Origin of the sequence: Geomicrobium sp. JCM 19038, from assembly GCF_000698125.1 — a bacterium.
In the GTDB taxonomy this organism is placed as follows: Bacteria; Bacillota; Bacilli; order Bacillales; family Marinococcaceae; genus Geomicrobium_A.
Map to the genome: position 1 here is coordinate 18,164 of NZ_BAXA01000003.1, position 19,008 is coordinate 37,171.

At 40.4% G+C, this 19,008-nt stretch carries 17 protein-coding genes and 3 pseudogenes; 18 read left to right on the forward strand and 2 right to left on the reverse strand.

The features are described 5' to 3' along the window. Window positions 1-77 precede the first annotated feature (77 nt). The 6 genes from JCM19038_RS04880 (at window position 78) to JCM19038_RS04905 (ending at window position 4,932) form a co-directional block, all read left to right on the forward strand. Window positions 78-281, forward strand: a complete 204-nt coding sequence (locus JCM19038_RS04880; RefSeq protein WP_042415255.1) for a hypothetical protein — start codon at window positions 78-80, stop codon at window positions 279-281. Next, window positions 260-730, forward strand: coding sequence for a YkyA family protein (locus JCM19038_RS04885; RefSeq protein WP_042415258.1), 471 nt, complete (start codon window positions 260-262; stop codon window positions 728-730). Before JCM19038_RS04880 ends, JCM19038_RS04885 begins: the two co-directional genes overlap by 22 nt. Further along, on the forward strand, window positions 731-2,137 hold the full coding sequence (locus JCM19038_RS04890) for a putative glycoside hydrolase (RefSeq protein WP_081831617.1): 1,407 nt from the start codon (window positions 731-733) through the stop codon (window positions 2,135-2,137). Window positions 2,138-2,236: 99 nt separating this feature from the next. Next, window positions 2,237-3,343 (forward strand): DNA polymerase IV, encoded by a 1,107-nt coding sequence (gene dinB, locus JCM19038_RS04895; protein ID WP_042415261.1) that lies wholly within the window; start codon window positions 2,237-2,239, stop codon window positions 3,341-3,343. Window positions 3,344-3,464: 121 nt separating this feature from the next. Continuing rightward, a complete protein-coding gene (locus JCM19038_RS04900) occupies window positions 3,465-3,878 on the forward strand; it encodes a recombinase family protein (protein ID WP_052361090.1) in 414 nt (137 codons plus the stop codon). 226 nt (window positions 3,879-4,104) lie between these two features. After that, window positions 4,105-4,932 carry an STAS domain-containing protein gene (locus tag JCM19038_RS04905; protein ID WP_042415264.1) on the forward strand — a complete coding sequence of 276 codons (828 nt, stop codon included), beginning with the start codon at window positions 4,105-4,107 and terminating at the stop codon, window positions 4,930-4,932. Between the two features lie 115 nt (window positions 4,933-5,047). On the opposite strand, the pseudogene JCM19038_RS25340 reads toward JCM19038_RS04905, so the two are convergent. Together JCM19038_RS25340 and JCM19038_RS04915 are read right to left on the reverse strand one after the other, a co-directional pair. After that, window positions 5,048-6,579: pseudogene (locus tag JCM19038_RS25340) on the reverse strand (FAD-dependent oxidoreductase). Window positions 6,580-6,777: 198 nt separating this feature from the next. Then, entirely contained in the window at window positions 6,778-7,752 is a 975-nt protein-coding gene (locus JCM19038_RS04915) for a metallophosphoesterase (protein ID WP_042415266.1), read from the reverse strand. A gap of 121 nt (window positions 7,753-7,873) precedes the next feature. On the opposite strand from JCM19038_RS04915, the gene JCM19038_RS04920 reads away from it, so the two are divergent. From JCM19038_RS04920 to JCM19038_RS22630, 12 genes and pseudogenes are all read left to right on the forward strand, one after another. Continuing rightward, window positions 7,874-8,326, forward strand: coding sequence for a GNAT family N-acetyltransferase (locus tag JCM19038_RS04920; protein WP_042415269.1), 453 nt, complete (start codon window positions 7,874-7,876; stop codon window positions 8,324-8,326). A gap of 88 nt (window positions 8,327-8,414) precedes the next feature. Further along, window positions 8,415-8,564: a hypothetical protein gene (locus tag JCM19038_RS22625; RefSeq protein WP_193745043.1), complete on the forward strand. Its 150-nt coding sequence runs from the start codon at window positions 8,415-8,417 to the stop codon at window positions 8,562-8,564. A 260-nt stretch (window positions 8,565-8,824) separates the two neighbouring features. Continuing rightward, window positions 8,825-9,777 (forward strand): annotated as a pseudogene (locus tag JCM19038_RS04925) (TAXI family TRAP transporter solute-binding subunit). A 25-nt stretch (window positions 9,778-9,802) separates the two neighbouring features. Further along, the gene (locus tag JCM19038_RS04930; RefSeq protein ID WP_042415271.1) at window positions 9,803-11,764 is read left to right on the forward strand and encodes a TRAP transporter permease; all 1,962 of its coding nucleotides are present in this window, start codon (window positions 9,803-9,805) and stop codon (window positions 11,762-11,764) included. A 13-nt stretch (window positions 11,765-11,777) separates the two neighbouring features. Beyond that, complete coding sequence (locus tag JCM19038_RS04935) at window positions 11,778-12,488, forward strand: FadR/GntR family transcriptional regulator (protein ID WP_042415273.1); 711 nt, start codon at window positions 11,778-11,780, stop codon at window positions 12,486-12,488. 17 nt (window positions 12,489-12,505) lie between these two features. Further along, window positions 12,506-13,933: an FAD-binding oxidoreductase gene (locus tag JCM19038_RS04940; RefSeq protein WP_042415275.1), complete on the forward strand. Its 1,428-nt coding sequence runs from the start codon at window positions 12,506-12,508 to the stop codon at window positions 13,931-13,933. After that, the gene (locus tag JCM19038_RS04945; protein WP_042415276.1) at window positions 13,926-15,191 is read left to right on the forward strand and encodes a (Fe-S)-binding protein; all 1,266 of its coding nucleotides are present in this window, start codon (window positions 13,926-13,928) and stop codon (window positions 15,189-15,191) included. Before JCM19038_RS04940 ends, JCM19038_RS04945 begins: the two co-directional genes overlap by 8 nt. 12 nt (window positions 15,192-15,203) lie before the next feature. Continuing rightward, window positions 15,204-16,399 (forward strand): annotated as a pseudogene (lhgO, locus tag JCM19038_RS04950) (L-2-hydroxyglutarate oxidase). A 155-nt stretch (window positions 16,400-16,554) separates the two neighbouring features. Continuing rightward, a complete protein-coding gene (locus JCM19038_RS24275) occupies window positions 16,555-16,686 on the forward strand; it encodes a hypothetical protein (RefSeq protein WP_255343347.1) in 132 nt (43 codons plus the stop codon). Window positions 16,687-16,908: 222 nt separating this feature from the next. Further along, window positions 16,909-17,091, forward strand: a complete 183-nt coding sequence (locus JCM19038_RS04955) for a hypothetical protein (RefSeq protein WP_042415279.1) — start codon at window positions 16,909-16,911, stop codon at window positions 17,089-17,091. Window positions 17,092-17,352: 261 nt separating this feature from the next. Then, window positions 17,353-18,771 carry a ribosomal protection-like ABC-F family protein gene (gene abc-f / locus JCM19038_RS04960; protein WP_052361091.1) on the forward strand — a complete coding sequence of 473 codons (1,419 nt, stop codon included), beginning with the start codon at window positions 17,353-17,355 and terminating at the stop codon, window positions 18,769-18,771. 5 nt (window positions 18,772-18,776) lie between these two features. After that, window positions 18,777-18,947, forward strand: coding sequence for a hypothetical protein (locus JCM19038_RS22630; RefSeq protein WP_193745044.1), 171 nt, complete (start codon window positions 18,777-18,779; stop codon window positions 18,945-18,947). Window positions 18,948-19,008 lie beyond the last annotated feature (61 nt).

Consider the following 19,008-nt stretch of genomic DNA (forward strand, 5'->3'; position numbering starts at 1 on the left):
AATTGTTTGTATTTAGAATGGGTCATGTGTAACATGAACATCACATGTAAGATCTGTAAGAAAAGGGAGGGCTTGTGTTGAAAAAGAAAGTATCAGTAAGTGGTCTAGCGTTAACACTCGTTCTGTTATCGGCATGTACCGACTCAGAAGAGACTGCCAGTGCAGAAGACGCTGGGAATGCTGTTGACGGCATAGAGGCTTACATCAAGATTTTCAATCAGAAGCGGAACAGTTACTTAACGTTGAAGAAGATTTACAGTTGGATTTTGAAGAAGACTTAGCCAATGATAGTGAGGGAGCATTACTCGAAGGTACGGGTAAAGTAGCTTCGAATTTAAGTGATCGAGAGGAAATTTTGCAATCGCTCGATTCAATACATAGCCAAATTAACCAGGAATTGAATACGATTGGACAAGCCATTGAGCATGTAGATGCAGAAGAACTTCCGAACGATATCGAAGAATTTTCAGTAGGGCTGTCAGATTATGGTGCGGAATTATCCCAGTTTATTGATGAATACCGTCACAACTTGAGCGCTCAAAGTGAATACTTTGAAACGCTAAGCAGTGAAGAAGCTGACTTTGCCGATATTACGGATGGGATTGAGAATGTAAATGAAACCCACCGTGCAATGAATGCCCATTGGTATGAACTAGAAGATACGTTAATTAGTATGCAAGAAATTCTAGCAAACTTTGAAATGCCTACGCCTCAAGAGGAGGGTGAATAGATGAATAGACCTTGGAAGTTGTCAGCATTTGTCGTCGCCGGATTTGTCGCTACAACGTTAAGTATCACGAGCGTGTCTGCTGAGGAAGAAGCGGAAGATACAGAACAAGACGTAGAAGAGACGGAAGAAGACTCAGAAGAAGCTGATGAAGATTCAGACGAAGATTCAGAAGATGAAAGTGAAGCTAGGTTATTTGCAATTCCGGATGCTGAAGAAGATCTACTTACGTTACCACGCCTGATTCCAGACCGATTTACATATGATAGCGGTGTGAACATTGAGTACCCAGAAGATGGCGTTCGTGGAATTTTCTCAACGGCACACTCGGCTGGTGGTCAGAAATTCAGTGAACTCGTTGATTTTGTCGACAGTACAGACTTAAACGCAATGGTTATTGACGTCAAAGATGATGACGGCTTTATTACATTCGAAACAGACTCAGAAGATGAGCGTGTTCAAGAGAATTCTCGTGATGTGATTACAGATGTTGAGGGAATGATGGATACGTTAGAAGAGTCACAGATCTATCCGATTGCCCGTGTCGTTGTCTTCAAAGATACGATTCTAGGAAAACAAGAACCAGAGTTGTCGTTTACTGAAGGTGGCAACGTATGGACGAACCCTGGTGGATCTGCCTTTGTAAACCCATTCTCAGAAGAAGTATGGGAATACAACGTCGAAGTTGCACGCCAAGCGGCAGAAGCAGGCTTTAAAGAAATTCAATTTGACTATGTGCGATTCCCAGAAGGGTTCGGCAGTCGAGATGACTCGCTAAATTACACAGAAGGCAAGTATGCAGATTCAGATATGGATCGTTATGAAAAGAGAATTGCTGCTGTAACCGATTTTGTAGAATATGCACGTGAAGAGCTTAGAGAGTACGGCGTCAAAGTATCGGTTGATATTTTCGGAGTAGCAGCAATGTACGATGAACCAAACATCGGCCAAAGCTTTGCAGCAATTTCGGAGAACGTAGACGTCATTTCTTCAATGCCTTACCCAAGTCATTGGGGAGAAGGTAGCTTACCAGGTATTAGATACCCAGACTTGGAGCCATACAACGTAATGGACTATTATTCTCAAGTTGAAAATGAAGTGTTAGAAGAACTCGATAATCCACCGGTTTCTCGTCCATGGTTGCAAGACTTTACCGCATCCTATTTGCCAGATGGACAATGGACATCTTATGATGCACCAGAAATTGAAGCTCAAATTAAAGCACTTTATGACAACAATATTTATGAATTCCTTCTTTGGAATGCGGGTAATAACTACACCCCAGGTGTTGATTATAAACTCGGTCTAGATATTGAAATTGCAGGTGCTGAACTCATGGAAGACGATGAAGAAATGCCTGAAGAAGATTCCGAAGACGAATCGGATGAAGACGACAGTGAAGACGAATAAAACTCATTGCCCTTGCGAAATAAATCGCAAGGGTTTTTAATTGTTTGAGATGCGATCGTTTGTTCGTTATAATGAAACTTAGAAAGGGGAGAACGTGCAATGTCGAGTGATCTTCAGTTTCCTGAACCGTATAATAATGTATCGAGAAAGATCATTCATGTAGACATGGATGCATTTTTCTCCTCTGTCGAAGAACGAGATAACCCTTCCTTAAAAGGGAAGCCTGTCATTATTGCGAAGCATCCACGAAAAACAGGTGGAAAGGGAATCGTTGCAACTGCCAATTATGAAGCTCGGAAGTTTGGTATCCATTCAGCAATGAGTGCGTACGAAGCGTATGAGCGCTGTCCAGAAGGGATTTTTATAGAAGGAAACTACCCTGCGTACAAAGAGGCATCAGAGCAAATCCTACAAATCATGCGAAAAATCACCGATTATGTAGAACCGATGTCCATTGATGAGGCTTATCTTGATGTGACGAACAACAAGTTGCAAATTGATAGTGCTACCGTCGTGGCAAAGCACTTACAACGGCAAATTTACAAAGAGACGAGACTTACAAGTTCTGCAGGTGTGTCCTATAACAAATTTATTGCTAAGATTGCATCAGACCAGAATAAACCTGCAGGCTTAACTGTCATCCCTCCAGAAAAAGCGGTTGATTTTTTACGGGAGTTACCGATTGAAAAGTTTCACGGTATTGGTCCGAAAACCACGTTTCGGATGCACGAATTAGGCATCTATCGTGGGGAAGACTTGTATCAGTTAGATCAAATGGATTTAGTAAGATACTTCGGTAAGGCGGGAATGTCTTATTATCGTAAAATACGAGGAATCGATAATAAACCACTTTCATTGACGAGAAATCGCAAGTCGGTAGGGAAGGAACATACGTACTTCTCGAACCTTTTCTCTGAGGATGAAGTAAAGCGAGAACTCATGAGATTAAGTAAAGAAGTGCAAGCTGCACTCGAACGCCACGGGAAAAAAGGGAAAACAGTCGTTCTTAAAGTCCGTTATCATTCTTTTGAAACGATCACGAAGAGGATTAGTAACGACACAGATTTCAAGTCAGCAGATAAGATATATCAACTTGGCCAGAAAATGTACGATGAAATTGGAGAAACAGATCAAGGAATTCGTTTATTAGGCCTAACGGTTTCTAATATAACAGAAGTTGAACATGAACAAATGAAGTTGTTTTAAAGGTAATGATTCAAAAGTGTGAACGGAGGGTAGTGTACGTATAGGAGATCTTTACTACTTGTAAAGTTAAGTGTGTAAAGGTAATAATAACAATACGTTCATACTTAAAAGAGGTGCTACTATGATTTATGGATATGTAAGACCATACAGTCGGGATGAAGAAGGGTGGCTTCAAAATCAACTGCTAGAAAAGTATGGCGTCAACACGATTGTCCAAGAAGGGGATTTTGGTGAGGGTTCGGATGAAGAACTACTTGATTTAATTGAGCAATTACAACCCAAGGACACGGTTGTTGTCGTTAAGCTTTCTTGTTTAGCAACTTCGAGCGAATTATTACTTGAGACGTTAACGTATTTCGATGAGAATAACATTCGTTTTATTTCGCTGTTCGATGAAATTGATACGCTACGCTTAGGATCTGTCTATTTAAATGCGATTAAGCGAATGGATGAATTTGCTTTTGATGTACGTAGTGAGCGAACAAGACTAGGAATTAAGCGTAAACAAAAAATAAACTTTATTTATTTTAAATAATGGGTTTAAGCTTGGTAGATCCGGGTATATGTGGATGTACCTAATTTGAATACCATCATTATAGGGTTTCATGCACTCGGATTTGAATCATTAAAGAGAAGCATAGCCAAGTAGGCTATGTTTTACTTTCATGAGTTATTTTATCCAACAGAATGTACAATAGACACGCCCAAATTTATCTTACAGCATAATTACCATTGAATATTACAGATTAGAGGAGAGTAGCATGAACGTGAACAATCAACTGTATACATACATGATCAATCGAAGTGAGGGCATTACTAATCGCTGGTTTGAAGATTTGGAATCTGATGAAGGTGTTTATGGAAGTAAAAATGAAAGCGTCATTACGAAATTAAAGAAGCAAAACCATGATTTCCATATTCAATTCTTTAATTTATTCAAAGGTGACGGTGTTATACAAGTTGATTCGTGGATAGCGCGAGTGGCAAAGGATGAATATCATCAGAACACCCCGTTAGATACAATTATTGGTGAATTTATGAACAACCAATTAATTTATATCGAATTGTTCGAAGAATATTTGCAAAATGTTGATCCGACAATGGATGTTGCTGAACAGCGGCATTGGCTAAAGGAAATTACGAAGCAGATGAATGATGTGATCGTTCAGTTTACGAAAGAATATGAATCTCAATCGCAAATGCGAACGAGTGCACAACAGAAGACCATTGTAGAATTAAGTTGTCCAATACTAATGTTGAGTCAAAGAACAGCACTTTTACCTGTTGTAGGGGACATTGATACATACCGCGCAAAGATTATGTTCGAACAAACACTTTCACAAAGTGCTGAGAAGAAAATTACTGAGTTATTTATCGATTTATCAGGTGTACCCATCATTGATACGATGGTTGCTCAACAAATCTTTCAATTAATTGAAGGCCTTAGACTTCTAGGTGTATCAACGACACTTTCAGGATTACGACCTGAAATCGCCCAAACAGCTGTACAGTTAGGAATACAATTTGAGAATATTTCAATTAAATCTTCTCTCGCACAAGTCGTCGAAGAACGTGGGATGATCGGATAATCGTACTGTTACAAAAAGTGAGTAAGGAGGAACGCTTACTCACTTTTTGTTCGAGAATTCATAGCCACATGATATTAGTTTCAAGATCGATACAAATCACCTGAGTTTGTCGTCATTAATAACCGGATGATTCTTGATCGACATCAATCGCATCGAACATCGTAAACGATTTCGTTTGTAACGGTTTCTCAGCAGGACCTTCAATAACTTCTCCAGTATATGAAAACCGTGACCCGTGACATGGGCAATCCCACGTACGATCCCCATCATTCCAATTTACTTCGCAACCGAGGTGTGTGCATGTCGTATCAACAATGTGAAGTTGACCATCATCATCTCGATAAGCACCACTTCGCTGACCATTATGTTTAAATACAGTGCCAGTTCCACGTTCTAACTTACCTAAAGATTGCTTCGTCCCATCTAGCTTTCCTTTAATCAAGTGTGTAGCGACGTTCAAATTCTCACGAAGAAACGTCACAATAGATGGATCTGCATAAAAGCGTTTCGGATCATACAAATCGGCATAACGATTTTGTTTTTGTTCTGCTAAGTCACTTAAAATCATGGCAGCGAGCGTACCTGTAGTCATTCCCCATTTACGATACCCTGTACTTACATAGATATTCGGGTAATCGTCATGCATCGGCCCGATATATGGTAATTTATCTAGCGTCGTTAAATCTTGCGCAGACCAGCGATCAATCACTTGTTTGATCCCGAACGTTTCTTCAGCAAATTTCTCTAAAGCTAAGTAATGATGGGATACGGCTTTCCCTTGTCCTGCTTTATGACTCTCACCTCCGATTAATAACACATCTTTCCCTTTATAAGAAGCTTTACGAATCGATCTCGTTTTGGGTGATTCAGGATTTAAATACATCCCGTCATCGATCATTTGCATCGGCTCAATCGCAATTACGTAGGATCGTTCAGCGGTAAGTCTGGAAAAATAAAAATGACTGCTTCATAAAAGGGGAAATGAGAACAAATGTACACATTTGAGCAAGTGATCTGATTGCCATCACTCGTCTCTACAACAGTTTGTTCACCGTGGTTTATGTTGACTGCAACCGTGTTCTCATAAATGGTTCCTCCAGCTCGAGTAATCTCATGAACGAGTGCGGAAAGGTACTTTGTCGGATGCATCTCAGCTTGGTTTGCCATTTTTAATGCTTTCTTTGATGAGAGCATATCAATTTGCGTATGTTCATACGGAATGTTTAACGCATCATAGGCTTTTTCTTCTTGTTCAAGCTTTTGAACGTAGCGATCACTTGTAGCATAAAGAATTGAATCTTTTTTTTCGTAGTCACAATCGATTGCAAGCTCCTGAATGGTTGATTGAATGTGCTTGGCTGCATCAACAGCACCTTCATAATGGATGCGTGCATTGCTTTTGCCGATGTTTGATTTGAATTCATCGTAAATCAGTGCGTGTTGAGCCGTGATTTTAGCTGTCGTATGCCCTGTCGTCCCATTCATGAGTCGGTTCGCATCGATGAGGGTCACGCTTTTCCCCTTCTTAGACAGCAAATAGGCGAGAGTAATTCCGGTAATCCCGGCACCGACGATGAGATGGTCGACTTCTATATCGGATTCTACTTTCTGGTAGCTGTGCTCGTGTTCGTCTAGCCAAATGCTCATACTTCTTCCTCCTTGACGGTTTGATTTTTTTAGTATTGATCAAATTGGAAGAAGTATACAATCAAGAAGATGCTCTTTGAAAACGGACATCAACGAAGCGAATTTCTGAACGACTCCCTAGTCGAATGGGAGGTCCCCACGTTCCAAAACCGGATGAAACGATCATTGATGTACCGTTATGAGTTTTTATTCCATAGTCTAGCGGGAACTTCTTATTCGTAACATAATGCAACGGGGAGACTTGGCCTCGATGAGTATGACCGGAGAAGACAAGGTCAATGTGTCGTTAGTTGATAGTTCTTCAAGATCAAGTGGTTGATGGTCTAAGACGATGCCGAATCGTTCTCGTGAAGTTTCATTGACCATTTGTTTAGCGAGTTTACGATTTGTAGGATCTTCAGCATCTTTACGTCCGATGATTGAGATTGAATCTCCGAGGTAAACAATGTCATCTCGTAACAAAGAGAAGTTTGCTTCTTTCATTCGCTCAATATATTCTTCAACATCTTGACCGTAAAATTCATGGTTTCCAAGCACAACAAACGTACCGAGCTTGGATTTTAAGTGAGATAACTCATCAAACATTTTATTTCTCTTTAGCGGTTCAATGTTGTCTTCCATCACATCGCCAACGAGTGCAATGGCATCGGCATTCAGCCGATTTACTTTTTTTACGAGTTGTTGTATTCGGCGGTTGCCATTAATATTGCCTAGATGAATATCGGTAATGACAGCAATTTTAAATGACGATTCTTTAGAACCTTTTGTGGACGTAATCGTGTGATGTTGAATAATCGGTGACCAGGCATTACGATACATAACGAGTAACAACGTTATAAAGGTCACGAAGGCGATCGAAAGAACAATGTTAACGACTTCAGAGGTGAGTAGTTCTAAGAAATATAAACTAATAAGTAACAAATCGATCGGAATTGCAACGTATAAAAAAGGTAAAAAAAGACTCAAAAAGAGCGCTCCGAAGACTTTTATAAAGCGTCCAATTGTCAAGTGGGCGATGAACCGACCAAGGAAAAAGCTAAGTGTAAAGGCAACGAATGGAACCCAAAAATAATACACATTCATTGCTAAAATATAATCAAATAAAAATGCGCCATTAAAACCGATGTACAAGCTAAGGAGAATAAAGATTGGCGCAGCATATCGTTTTTTCATGTTCACTAGCTCCCTATAAACGTTATGATAATGGCTTTTTAATTCCCTACATCGTAAGGAGCGAAACGCAAATCCGTGAATATGATACGATGGCACTGAATGCAAATGGAGGTGCAAGGTCATGTTTATAAGACGTGCAACACTGAATGACGTAGAAGGTTTGATCGACATACGAAAGCAGCAATTAATTGATGAAAGTATCACAGCTGACCAAGATATTGACGATCAATTGCGACAGTTCTTTGTGGACAAGATTGAGTCAGGCGACCTCATCCAATGGCTTTCTGAGGAACAAGGTGTGATCGTTGCTACGAGTGCGATTGTCTTTTATCAATTTCCACCTACCTATACGAACGCAAGTGGTGTGAAAGGGTATATTACGAACATGTATACTAAACCAACACATAGGGGCAAAGGGTTTGGAACAAAGATGCTTGATCTAGCTGTGATTGAAGCGAAAGAGCGGGGGGTACATAAGTTATGGCTCGGTGCATCTGCATTAGGAAAGCCAGTTTATTTAAAGTACGGCTTTGAAGAAACAGACGAATGGTTAGAGTTAAACGTTCCAAATTAGAAATTATGACGATTCATCTAGTCATCGTTTCGGTTTCATGTATAATGGGTATATAGAAATATACTAGCGCTGAATTGGGGCTTTAATGATGAGCTATGAAGACCGTAAGATCTTTCTAAGGGAGCTAGAGTGGCTCGTTCAATTTCAAAATCGATTAAATGATCATGAACACTATGAATGTGCAAAAGCGATCGATGTAGAAATTGAAGAATTAACTGTCTTACTTAGAATCTATTAACTGAAGCTAGCGAGTCAATGAACGACCATCAGAACCGTCTAAGAGGCATGTAACGTATGTTTATAAACCGTAATTAGAACCCTGCAGGGTTCTTTTTTTTTGTTAATTCATTAAAAAACAGCTAATTATCTAATATTTATATTGTAATTTGTCCGATAAGTTGTATACTTGTCATACAACTTACTTAAGCGCTTACATAAAGGGGAGGAATTTAGGTGCTCAAGAAAACAACGATTCTTGCAGGACTAGTTAGTACGTCAATGTTGTTGGCATCTTGTAATGAAGGAAATCAATATTTTTCAATTGCCACAGCATCGACAGGCGGTACATATTATCCAATTGGCGTAGGCATGGGGAATTTATGGACAGAAGAGTTGATTGACGAAGGAATACGCGCGACTGGTCAGTCTTCTGCCGGTTCGGTGGAAAATATTGATTTACTTAGAAAAGAAGAAGCGCAATTCGCAATACTCCAAGGGCTAATTGCTGACCAAGCTTATCAAGGAACATCGGTTTTTGAAGGGAACGCTTATGAAGACTTACGTTCCATTACGATGCTTTGGCCAAATGTTGAACACTTTGTTTTGATGAACAATTATGTTGAGACAGGTACGATCGCTGATATTGAAGGTCAATCATTTTCTGTCGGACCACAAGCAAGTGGAACTGAACAGTCGACGCTTGCTTTAATTAATGGAATCGATCTTTCAATCCAAGATATTTCACCAGATTATCTTGGTTATGACGATACGATTTCATCCATGCGTGACGGTCGATTAGATGGAGGTTCTTTACCAGCAGGGTCCCAGTAACGGCTATTACAGATATGTTTGCAAGTGGAGTCAATGCTAGTGTACTCGAAGTAACAGACGACCAATTAGATTCAATTAATGACGGACAGCCGGTCTTTTTTAGGTACACAATTGAGGAAGAGTCCTATCCAAGGCAACTTGAACCGATTGAAACGATTGCGCAATCAAATATCTTAGCTGTAGATAAACACCTTGATGATGAAAGCGTTTACCGATTGACGAAGATTTTATTTGAGAACTTAGAAACGATGTATCAAGTGCATAATTCCGCAAAAGCAATGTCTTTAGAAACGGCATTAGACGGAGTTTCTGTGCCATTACATATCGGGGCATATACGTATTTTGAAGAAGTTGGAATGGACATTCCTGAGGAACTAATTCCTCCAGAGGCAGCAGAATAATAAAACGGATTAAGGGGGACATGTGATGGCTGTAAATGATGCGACTGAAGTAAAAGAAAAAGACGTTGAGCAAGACCAAGCAATGATGGGAAGACAGTTAAAAGGTTGGCAATACAAAACGATGGCTGTTATTGCAATACTTTTATCTGGGTTCGCCATTTACGTAAATAGTCTAATGAACATTCAAGAGATTTATCGAAACATTATCTTCTTGGCATTATTACTTATTTTAGCGTTTCTGTTGTATCCAGCTCGTAAAAAAGGAAATATGAAAAGATTCACAAAAATCGACCTTGCACTAGCAATTATTAGTATAATAGGAACAGGTTATATTTTAATTTTTTATACGACGATCCATATTGATCGCGTTTCACAAGCGATTCCAATTGATTATGTTTTTGCAATCATTACAGTACTTCTACTACTTGAAGCGTCAAGAAGAACACTCGGAACATTCATTCCAATTTTAGCTGGCGCGGCGATGATTTATGCTGTTTTTGGTCCTTATTTTCCAGGGATGTTCGGTCACGCAGGGTTCAGCATTGAACGTTTGCTTTATAGAGTGTATATGACAACAGAAGGTGTCTTTGGGTTAACGTTGTCAATTGCCTCTACGTATATCGTAATCTTTATTTTGTTTGGAGCATTTTTAAGTGTTAGTGGAGCTTCGAAGTTATTTAATGACTTAGCCATTGCTGTTGCTGGTCAACGACGTGGTGGACCAGCTCAAGTGGCTGTTATTTCTAGTGCACTAACTGGTTCATTAAATGGTAGTGCAGTGGCAAACGTTGCAACAACAGGTGCGTTTACAATTCCTTTAATGAAGCAAGTGGGTTTAAAGCGCAACTATGCAGCCGCCGTTGAAGCAACGGCATCTACTGGTGGTATGATGATGCCTCCGATCATGGGTGCAGCCGCATTTATTATGGCAGGGTTTCTTGGGGTGCCTTATGCAACCGTTGTATTTGCGGCAATTATCCCGACATTCTTGTATTTTATTGCCCTCGTGTTTGCGATTGATTTAGAAGCGAAGAAGCAAGGGCTAAAAGGGATGAGTAAAGACTCTATTCCACAAGTGTGGACGGTGTTAAAAGAACGAGGAGTTTTGCTATTTCCGATTCTCATCGTAATTGGGACGTTACTTGCAGGATATACACCGTTATTTGCAGGCTTTGCTGGAATTATTTCAGTAATTGTTGCAAGTTGGTTAACGAAAGATAAAGAAACACGAGTAAACCTTTCAAAAGTTAAAGAAGCGTTTATTGGCGGGGCTAAAAGTTCTGTTCAAGTAGGGCTTGCGTGTGCGTCCATTGGTATCATTATCGCTGTTGTCACAATGTCAGGACTTGGATCAGCGATTGCATACAATGTCTTAAATGCAGCAAACGGCATGCTTTGGATTGCGTTATTACTCGTCATGGTTACGTGTATCGTATTAAGTATGGGTCTTCCTTCTACAGCTCTATACATCGTCGTTGCAGTAACTGCAGCACCAGCACTTATTGAAATGGGCATTAACCCAATTGCAGCGCATTTCTTCGTATTCTGGTTCGGTGCACTTTCAAATATTACACCGCCGGTAGCACTGGCTTCTTACACAGCAGCGGGTATTGCAGGTGCAGATGCAATGAAGACGTCTTGGACATCTGTAAAGTTAGCTTTACCAGGGTTTATCATTCCGTTTATGATTGCGTACAACCCAGTGATGGTCCTACAAGAGACAAGTACACACTCAGTGAATGCTCTGACAATTACAACCACGGTTGTGACATGTGTAATCGGAGTGTTCGCGATGGCTGTCGCTTTAAGTGGCTATCTATCAACGGATTTGCAATTAATAGAAAAAATTACTTTCTTCGTTGGTGCAATTCTTTTAATTGCTCCAGGTATGATGACGAATGTCATCGGATTTATTCTAATTGGAATAACGATGGCTTGGCATATGATGCGTTCAAAACGTGAGGCAGCAGTAAACATGACATCCTAAAAGGTGTGATCTAATGAGCAAAGTTTTTATCGAGCGAAAACACATTTCACAACAAGTGTTAGAACAATTAAAAGAAATGATTCAGGAAGAACCGTATCGTCGAGGTGTGAAACTACCTTCTGAACAAGAACTTTCTGACTTATTTCAAGTCAGTCGTTCACCGATTCGTGAAGCATTAAGCGTATTAACTGCAGCAGGTGTCATTGAATCGAAACAAGGTGGCGGCAGATGGGTGAAAGATGTAAAGCTCGTCGATATGCTCTCGAATTTGAAAATGGGACTCGTTTCTATGGAGGAAGTACATTCCCTCCTAGAAATGCGTCACATCATTGAAACAGAAGCGGCGGCACTAGCGGCGACTCGTGCAAATGAACGTGATCTTATTCGCTTAGAAACCGCCTTATTACAATTTAAAGAAACGGTACAAGATGAAACGGTCATTGGTAGTGAAGCGGATACGCATTTTCACTATGAAATTGTACGTGCATCAAAGAATCCCTTTCTCGTGTCATCACTTGAAAACATCGGTGAGCTGTTAAATCAAGCGATTGAGTATTCACTTCGATTTAATGTTGGAAAAACCGAGAAGCGTAGAGACGTGTATAAAGAACACGAAAACGTATTTTTAGCTATACAAAAAAAGGATGCGTCAGGTGCTAGGGAAGCAATGAATACACACATTACGAATGTTCGTAAAAAACTAGGTGATACGAGTCTGGATTAAAAAAGGATGAATATAGGATGAATGAGAACCGTAACGCAACAGAACTCGTTCAAAGGTTACGAGCGAAACAGCTCATCAATGAAAGTCGGATTTTAACGTCACTGTCTGATCGTGCGTCATATGCTTATGACGCTTCGTTCGGACATCACATCCCTGAAGTTGTCATACAACCGACAGCTACAGAAGAAGTTTCAGAGATTGTTACGCTCGCGAATGAATTACATGTTCCTGTGTATCCAAGAGGCCAAGGGACATCGTTAAGTGGTGGCCCAATTCCGGTGTATGGTGGCGTCGTCTTAGATTTCTCTCAATGGGACGATCGATTAGAGATTTATCCTGATGATATGATTGCAGTCGTTTCCCCAGGGGTGATTACGAGTCATATCGATGAAGCTGCAAAAGCGTTTTCAATGATGTATCCCCCAGATCCGAGTAGTATGAATGTCTCAACCATCGGGGGCAACCTCGCCGAAAATGCTGGGGGACCTAGAGGTTTAAAGTACGGTGTAACGAAAGACTACGTACTTGGCCTAGAAATTGTCACCGCAAATGGTGATATTATTCGTACCGGAGGTCAAACGGTCAAAAACGTCACCGGTTATGATTTAACGAAACTAATTGTCGGTTCAGAAGGCACACTTGCAGTTATTACAGAAGCAACACTAAAACTCGTCCCCCGTCCAAAAGCAAATAAAACGATGCTCGTTTTATTTGACGATCTCATTGATTCTGGAAAAGCCATTAGTGCGATCTTACGTGAAGGCATTACCCCTTCAAAGCTTGAGATTATGGATCAAGCTTCAATAAAAGCTGTCGAAGCATATCAACCGACAGGGCTGCCAATTGATGTCGAGGCACTACTTTTAATTGAGATTGACGGACACCCACTAGCCATTGAAGAAGAAGCTGAGCAAGTGCGAGAGTGTTGTTTGAAGAATGGGGCAAGGGACGTACAAATTGCGAAAAGCGCTGAGGAAGCGAGTAAGTTTTGGCAAGCAAGAAAACTCGTTTCTCCTGCGATCGTGCAAGTGAAACCTACGAAAATCTCAGAAGATGCGACCGTTCCAAGAAGTAAGATTCCAGAGATGTTTCGTATTTTAAAAGAGATTAAAAACGCGAATAACATCGATCTTGTTGTGTTTGGCCATGCTGGAGATGGCAATCTTCATCCGAATATTATTGCGGATGTTCGCGATGAAGAAGAGATGAAACGTGTAGAAAAAGCTGTAGGAGAGATCTTTGAAGCTGCGATTGAACTCGGTGGCACATTATCTGGAGAGCACGGAATTGGCACGATGAAAGCACCGTTTATGGAAATGGAACTCGGAGCAAAAGGTTTAGCAATGATGAAGACAGTAAAGGAGAGCTTTGATCCGAATAACATCTTAAACCCAGGAAAGATTTTTCCTGAAAAAGGCCAGAAGTTGGTGTTACGCGATGGTTGATAAAAGACTTGCCTATCAAGAGACGTTTGATTGTGTTCAATGCGGATACTGTTTGCCAGCTTGCCCGACGTATCAAACGATGAACAAAGAAACGCATAGTCCAAGAGGGCGAATAAATCTCGTGAAAATGGCAGCTGAAGGTAAGATTAGTTACGACGATTTAAAAGAGCCGATTGACATGTGTCTCGGTTGCCGTGCATGCGAAACCGCATGTCCGACCAATGTTCAATATGGATCGATCTTAGAGTCAGCAAAAGAAGTTTTGCGCATAGAAACGAAACGTTCAAAACGTGAACAGTTCATTGAAAGCGCACTTTTTGAAAAGCTACTTCCTCATTCATCAATGCTTGCAATAGCAAAGTTCGGCTTATTGTCTTATCAACGACTACCTTTGCAATTTGCTGCACGAAAAACGGGTATTTTAAATGTGGTACTTCCTAAAGGAATGGCAGCTTTTGAATCAATTATACCGAAGGCGGAGCGTTCTAAAGAAAAGAAAGCTTACGAAGAAGACGCACTACCGGGAACCGTTAAAGTCGCGTATTTTCTCGGTTGCTTAATGGATACGATGTTTTCGACGATTAATGACCAAGCCATTCAACTGTTACGAAAAGCTGGTGTTCATGTAACGGTTGTCAAAGACCAATCGTGTTGCGGTGCGCTTCAGTCGCACGGTGGAGATCTCAAAACGGCACGTCAGTTAGCAAAGAAAAACATTGAAGCCTTTGAAAGCGGATCGTTTGATTACATCGTGTCAAGTATCGGTGGCTGTGGTGCGATGCTCGTTGAGTATGATCATCTACTTAAAGATGAGCCCGCTTGGAAAGAGCGTGCAGAACGATTTTCCAAAAAACATGCGGACATTTCTATGGTGTTGGCACAAAGCAATCTAACATATAATCATCACGTTCATCATACAGCTGTCTATCAACCGTCTTGTCACATGACTCATGTTCAAAAAAATGTCGATGCACCGTTGGAGTTAATCGCTAAAGTCCCTGGATTAAATTATGTGCCAATGGACAAACAAGACCTTTGCTGTGGTTCAGCAGGGATCTACAACATCGTGAATTACGAAGCGTCAATGGACATTTTAGATTACAAAATGCCAGCGGTCGTCAGTGCGAAACCGGATTTGATTATTACGACAAATCCAGGGTGTCATTTACAAATGAAAATGGGTGTTGAGCGTGAAGGAATGAGTCATCAAATTCAAGTGAAACACCTCGTTGAAGTCATCGCAGAATCTTGTTTATAGGAGAGGGATAACATGTATGATTACACAATTATTGGGGGAGGAATTGTCGGTTTAAGCGTTGCTTACAACCTTCTAAACAACAATCCTAACTTAAAGGTTCAAGTCATCGAAAAAGAAAAAGAAGTAGCCTCACACCAAACTGGTCATAACAGTGGTGTCATCCATTCAGGTATTTATTACAAACCTGGCAGCTATAAAGCAAAGTTTGCAAAAGCTGGTAGCGAGTCAATGCGTGCATTTTGTCAAGAACATGACGTAGATGTGGATATATGTGGCAAAGTCATTGTCGCAACAGATGAATCTGAGTTAACAAATTTAGAGAATCTATATGAGCGAGGAAGAACGAACGGTCTTGATGTTGAACTTCTAGATGAGAAGCAGTTAAAAGAGATCGAACCTCACGTTAATGGTATTAAAGCTATTCGCGTTCCGACCGCTGGAATCGTTAGCTACAAACACGTATCTGTGAAATTATCAGAATTAATTAGAGTTAGCGGTGGCGACATTCACCTAAGTGAAGAAGTGACATCCATTGTAGAAAGTAATCAGTCTGTTACGGTTAGAACGAACAACAAAACGTATCATTCTCATTACCTCATTAATTGTGCGGGCCTTCAAAGTGATCGTATTGCCAAGATGGCGGGTTATCATCTAGATATGAAGATTGTGCCATTTCGCGGAGAGTATTATAAGTTGAAGCCCGAAAAACGCTATCTCGTCAATAACCTCATTTACCCAGTACCTAACCCAGAATTCCCGTTTTTAGGGGTTCACTTTACGCGTATGATTGATGGAGAAGTTGATGCAGGACCAAATGCTGTTTTGTCGTTTAAACGTGAAGGGTATAACAAGACGGACTTTAACGCGAAAGACTTGTCTGAAGTGTTAACATACGGAGGCTTTTGGCGAATTGCCCGCAAATATATGAAAACGGGCATCGGTGAAATGGTTCGTTCCTACAATAAAGATGAGTTCGTAAAAAGCTTGCAACGTCTTATTCCAGAGGTGCAAAAAGAAGATCTCGTTAAAGCGCCAAGTGGGGTTCGTGCACAAGCACTCACTGTTGAAGGGAAAATGGTTGATGATTTTCATTTAGTGAATGGGAAGCGTTCACTTCATGTTTGCAACGCACCATCCCTGCTGCTACTGCATCTTTAGAAATAGGGAAAGAAATTGCAAAGCAAGTCCTTATTCCTAAAACAAGCTAGAGACTATGAATTTCAGCAGTATTATACAGACTTTTGATTACTAATGTTACAAACGTATGATAGTTTAACATTTCGAATTCAAACTAATTACATCTTTTTACAAGTTGGTTACAAGCGTATAATATACACTGAGCCAGAAATCAAGGAGGATCAGTGTGGTCGTATTGACATGGGAGTTATACGCTTTGGAATACGAAATTCACGACATCAGGAACGAACTTAAACGATTACAAGAAGAGGCAGACCAAATAAAGCAAGCATTTCAAACGAGGCAACTCGAAAAGTAAGCGTACACGCGATGTGTGCGTTTTTACTTTGTTGCAAAACTGTAAGAATTACGCAAGACAAATGACTACGTTTTTGTTGGCTTGTTCGATAAAGTAGTAGGTATAGCAGTGAATGAAGGAGGAGCATTTCTTGAACATGAATTTCGTGTTGCTCGTAGCTTTTTTTATTCTCGTTGTGGGAACAGTTATAATTTTTCAAAGAATTGGGTGAGGAGACGTTTCATGGATGTGTTAAATCGGTTTGGATTGTTTAATGTATTTATCATATTCGGAGGGTTGGTGCTCGTCCTTCTTTATGTCGATTTTGACAATCCACTCGTGTTAGATGTGGTTATGCTCGTTGCATACGCGTTAATCGTTGCAATGCACTTAACGAGACTTGTGATGATCTTGAAGAACCGTTGACAATAAATTAGCAGTATGGCATGCTTTAGCTAAATCTAAGAAAGGAAAGGTACAACGTCGAATGTGGAACTAATTCTATTACAAACAGACAATAGTAATACAAATATGTATGAATGATGTCTAGAGATAGGATTAGTCTGCCCAAATGTACCCTTTCCAATAAAGTGAAAGAAATGAATTCAAACGTGATTTTGCGTTTGTTTTATTCGTGTACGTTTATAATGGATTAAACTCTCTCTAGGCAACGCTGGAGGGATTTTTTTGTTATTAAGAGCAAATCATTTAAGTTACTCAGTCAAAGGGAAATCATTATTCTCAATTGAACAGTTGCACGTATATGAAGGTGAACGAATTGGGTTGGTCGGCAAGAATGGTGTTGGAAAGACGACTTTATTACAATTGCTAGCCAACATGAAATCTGTTGACCAAGGTGAAGTCATTCTTAAAGGTACGTCCGCTTTTGTACCTCAAGAAGATGATCTGCCTAGTTTGGAAGCTGAGCACAAAGAAAGACATTTGTGGAATGTACCACAGACGCCGAACAGTGGTGGTGAGAAGACTCGTTTGAAGATTGCACATGCGTTTGCAACGGAGGCAGAACTTCTCATTATGGATGAACCGACAAGCCATCTTGATGTAACTGGCATTGAACAATTAGAAGAACAAATCGTTAATGAAACTCGTACCGTTATCATTACGTCTCATGATATCGCGTTTTTAAATAACATTTGCACGACGATTTGGGAATTAGACGATGGGAAGTTGACGGCATTCACGGGCAATTATGATGCGTACAAAAAGCAAAAACGCGAGAGGATTGACGAGCAAGCCTTTCAATATGATCAATATGTAAAAGAAAAGAAGCGGCTGCAACAATCGATTGAAGGGGTAAAGAAAAAGTCGGCTTCTGTAAAAAAAGCTCCTTCACGGATGGGGAATTCAGAGGCACGCCTTCATAAGCGTAGCGCTGGTGAAACAAAAGCAAAGTTAAATCGGGCAGGAAAAGCAATTGATTCAAGAATACAACAACTAGAAGTGAAAGAAAAACCTAAAACTGAAGCAGCGCTCGTCTTTAATGCTGCGCAGTTTACGCCGCTAAATGCAAAATACGTGGTGCAATTTCAAGATCAGCAATTAATAATTCCAAATCAGAATGTAGCTAAAAAGCTATCAGGGCACGTTCAACGTGGAGAAAGACTAGCAATTATTGGTGAAAATGGGATTGGGAAGACGACGTTACTGCGTAACATGTATAAAGACCGAGCACGCTTTTCGGTTAGTAAAGCAGCGAATATCGGTTATTTTGATCAGCATCAAGAGCAGGTTGATGGAGATCGTACGATTTTAGAAAATGCGCTAGATCATAGTCCTTATGAAGAGTCGTTTGTACGTACGGTTTTGGCTCGTCTACAATTCCGTGGTGATGTAGTGCATCAAAGAGCCGCTTATCTAAGTGGCGGTGAGCGGGTGAAGTTGTCACTCATTATGACGTTACTCGGCGAGCACAATGTTTTGTTTCTAGATGAACCGACGAACTACCTTGATTACGCTGCTAAAGAAGCGCTTATAGAATTATTGATCGCTTTCCCAGGAACGATCGTTTTTGTCACTCATGATCGCCAATTTATTGATGAAGTTGCGAGTCATACGCTCGATTTAAGTAAAGATGAAGCAGGGTAAAAGATGTGCATCACGTAGAAACTACACAAGAGCTAGAGACAATGGACCACATGCAATTAGACTTGCAAATTACAGAGACGTTAAGTCGACTTGCGACAACAGTTGATGAAGAGGAAAAAGCATTATTAGATCAGAAGTTCCAAGAACTGATGAATCAAAAGAATCGTCTGAAGTAGCGGGAAATGTTCCCTGTTAACGTTTGTCATCTATGAGGATAAATCCCTTCTCGCAAGAAAA

What these genes read in the sequence shown, in the direction of transcription:
- JCM19038_RS04890 (WP_081831617.1), top strand. Translation starts at nt 731, where the DNA reads ATGAATAGACCTTGGAAGTTGTCAGCATTTGTCGTCGCCGGATTTGTC.
- dinB (WP_042415261.1), top strand. Translation starts at nt 2,237, where the DNA reads ATGTCGAGTGATCTTCAGTTTCCTGAACCGTATAATAATGTATCGAGA.
- JCM19038_RS04900 (WP_052361090.1), top strand. Translation starts at nt 3,465, where the DNA reads ATGATTTATGGATATGTAAGACCATACAGTCGGGATGAAGAAGGGTGG.
- JCM19038_RS04905 (WP_042415264.1), top strand. Translation starts at nt 4,105, where the DNA reads ATGAACGTGAACAATCAACTGTATACATACATGATCAATCGAAGTGAG.
- JCM19038_RS04915 (WP_042415266.1), bottom strand. Translation starts at nt 7,752, where the DNA reads ATGAAAAAACGATATGCTGCGCCAATCTTTATTCTCCTTAGCTTGTAC.
- JCM19038_RS04920 (WP_042415269.1), top strand. Translation starts at nt 7,874, where the DNA reads ATGTTTATAAGACGTGCAACACTGAATGACGTAGAAGGTTTGATCGAC.
- JCM19038_RS22625 (WP_193745043.1), top strand. Translation starts at nt 8,415, where the DNA reads ATGAGCTATGAAGACCGTAAGATCTTTCTAAGGGAGCTAGAGTGGCTC.
- JCM19038_RS04930 (WP_042415271.1), top strand. Translation starts at nt 9,803, where the DNA reads ATGGCTGTAAATGATGCGACTGAAGTAAAAGAAAAAGACGTTGAGCAA.
- JCM19038_RS04935 (WP_042415273.1), top strand. Translation starts at nt 11,778, where the DNA reads ATGAGCAAAGTTTTTATCGAGCGAAAACACATTTCACAACAAGTGTTA.
- JCM19038_RS04940 (WP_042415275.1), top strand. Translation starts at nt 12,506, where the DNA reads ATGAATGAGAACCGTAACGCAACAGAACTCGTTCAAAGGTTACGAGCG.
- JCM19038_RS04945 (WP_042415276.1), top strand. Translation starts at nt 13,926, where the DNA reads ATGGTTGATAAAAGACTTGCCTATCAAGAGACGTTTGATTGTGTTCAA.
- JCM19038_RS04955 (WP_042415279.1), top strand. Translation starts at nt 16,909, where the DNA reads ATGGATGTGTTAAATCGGTTTGGATTGTTTAATGTATTTATCATATTC.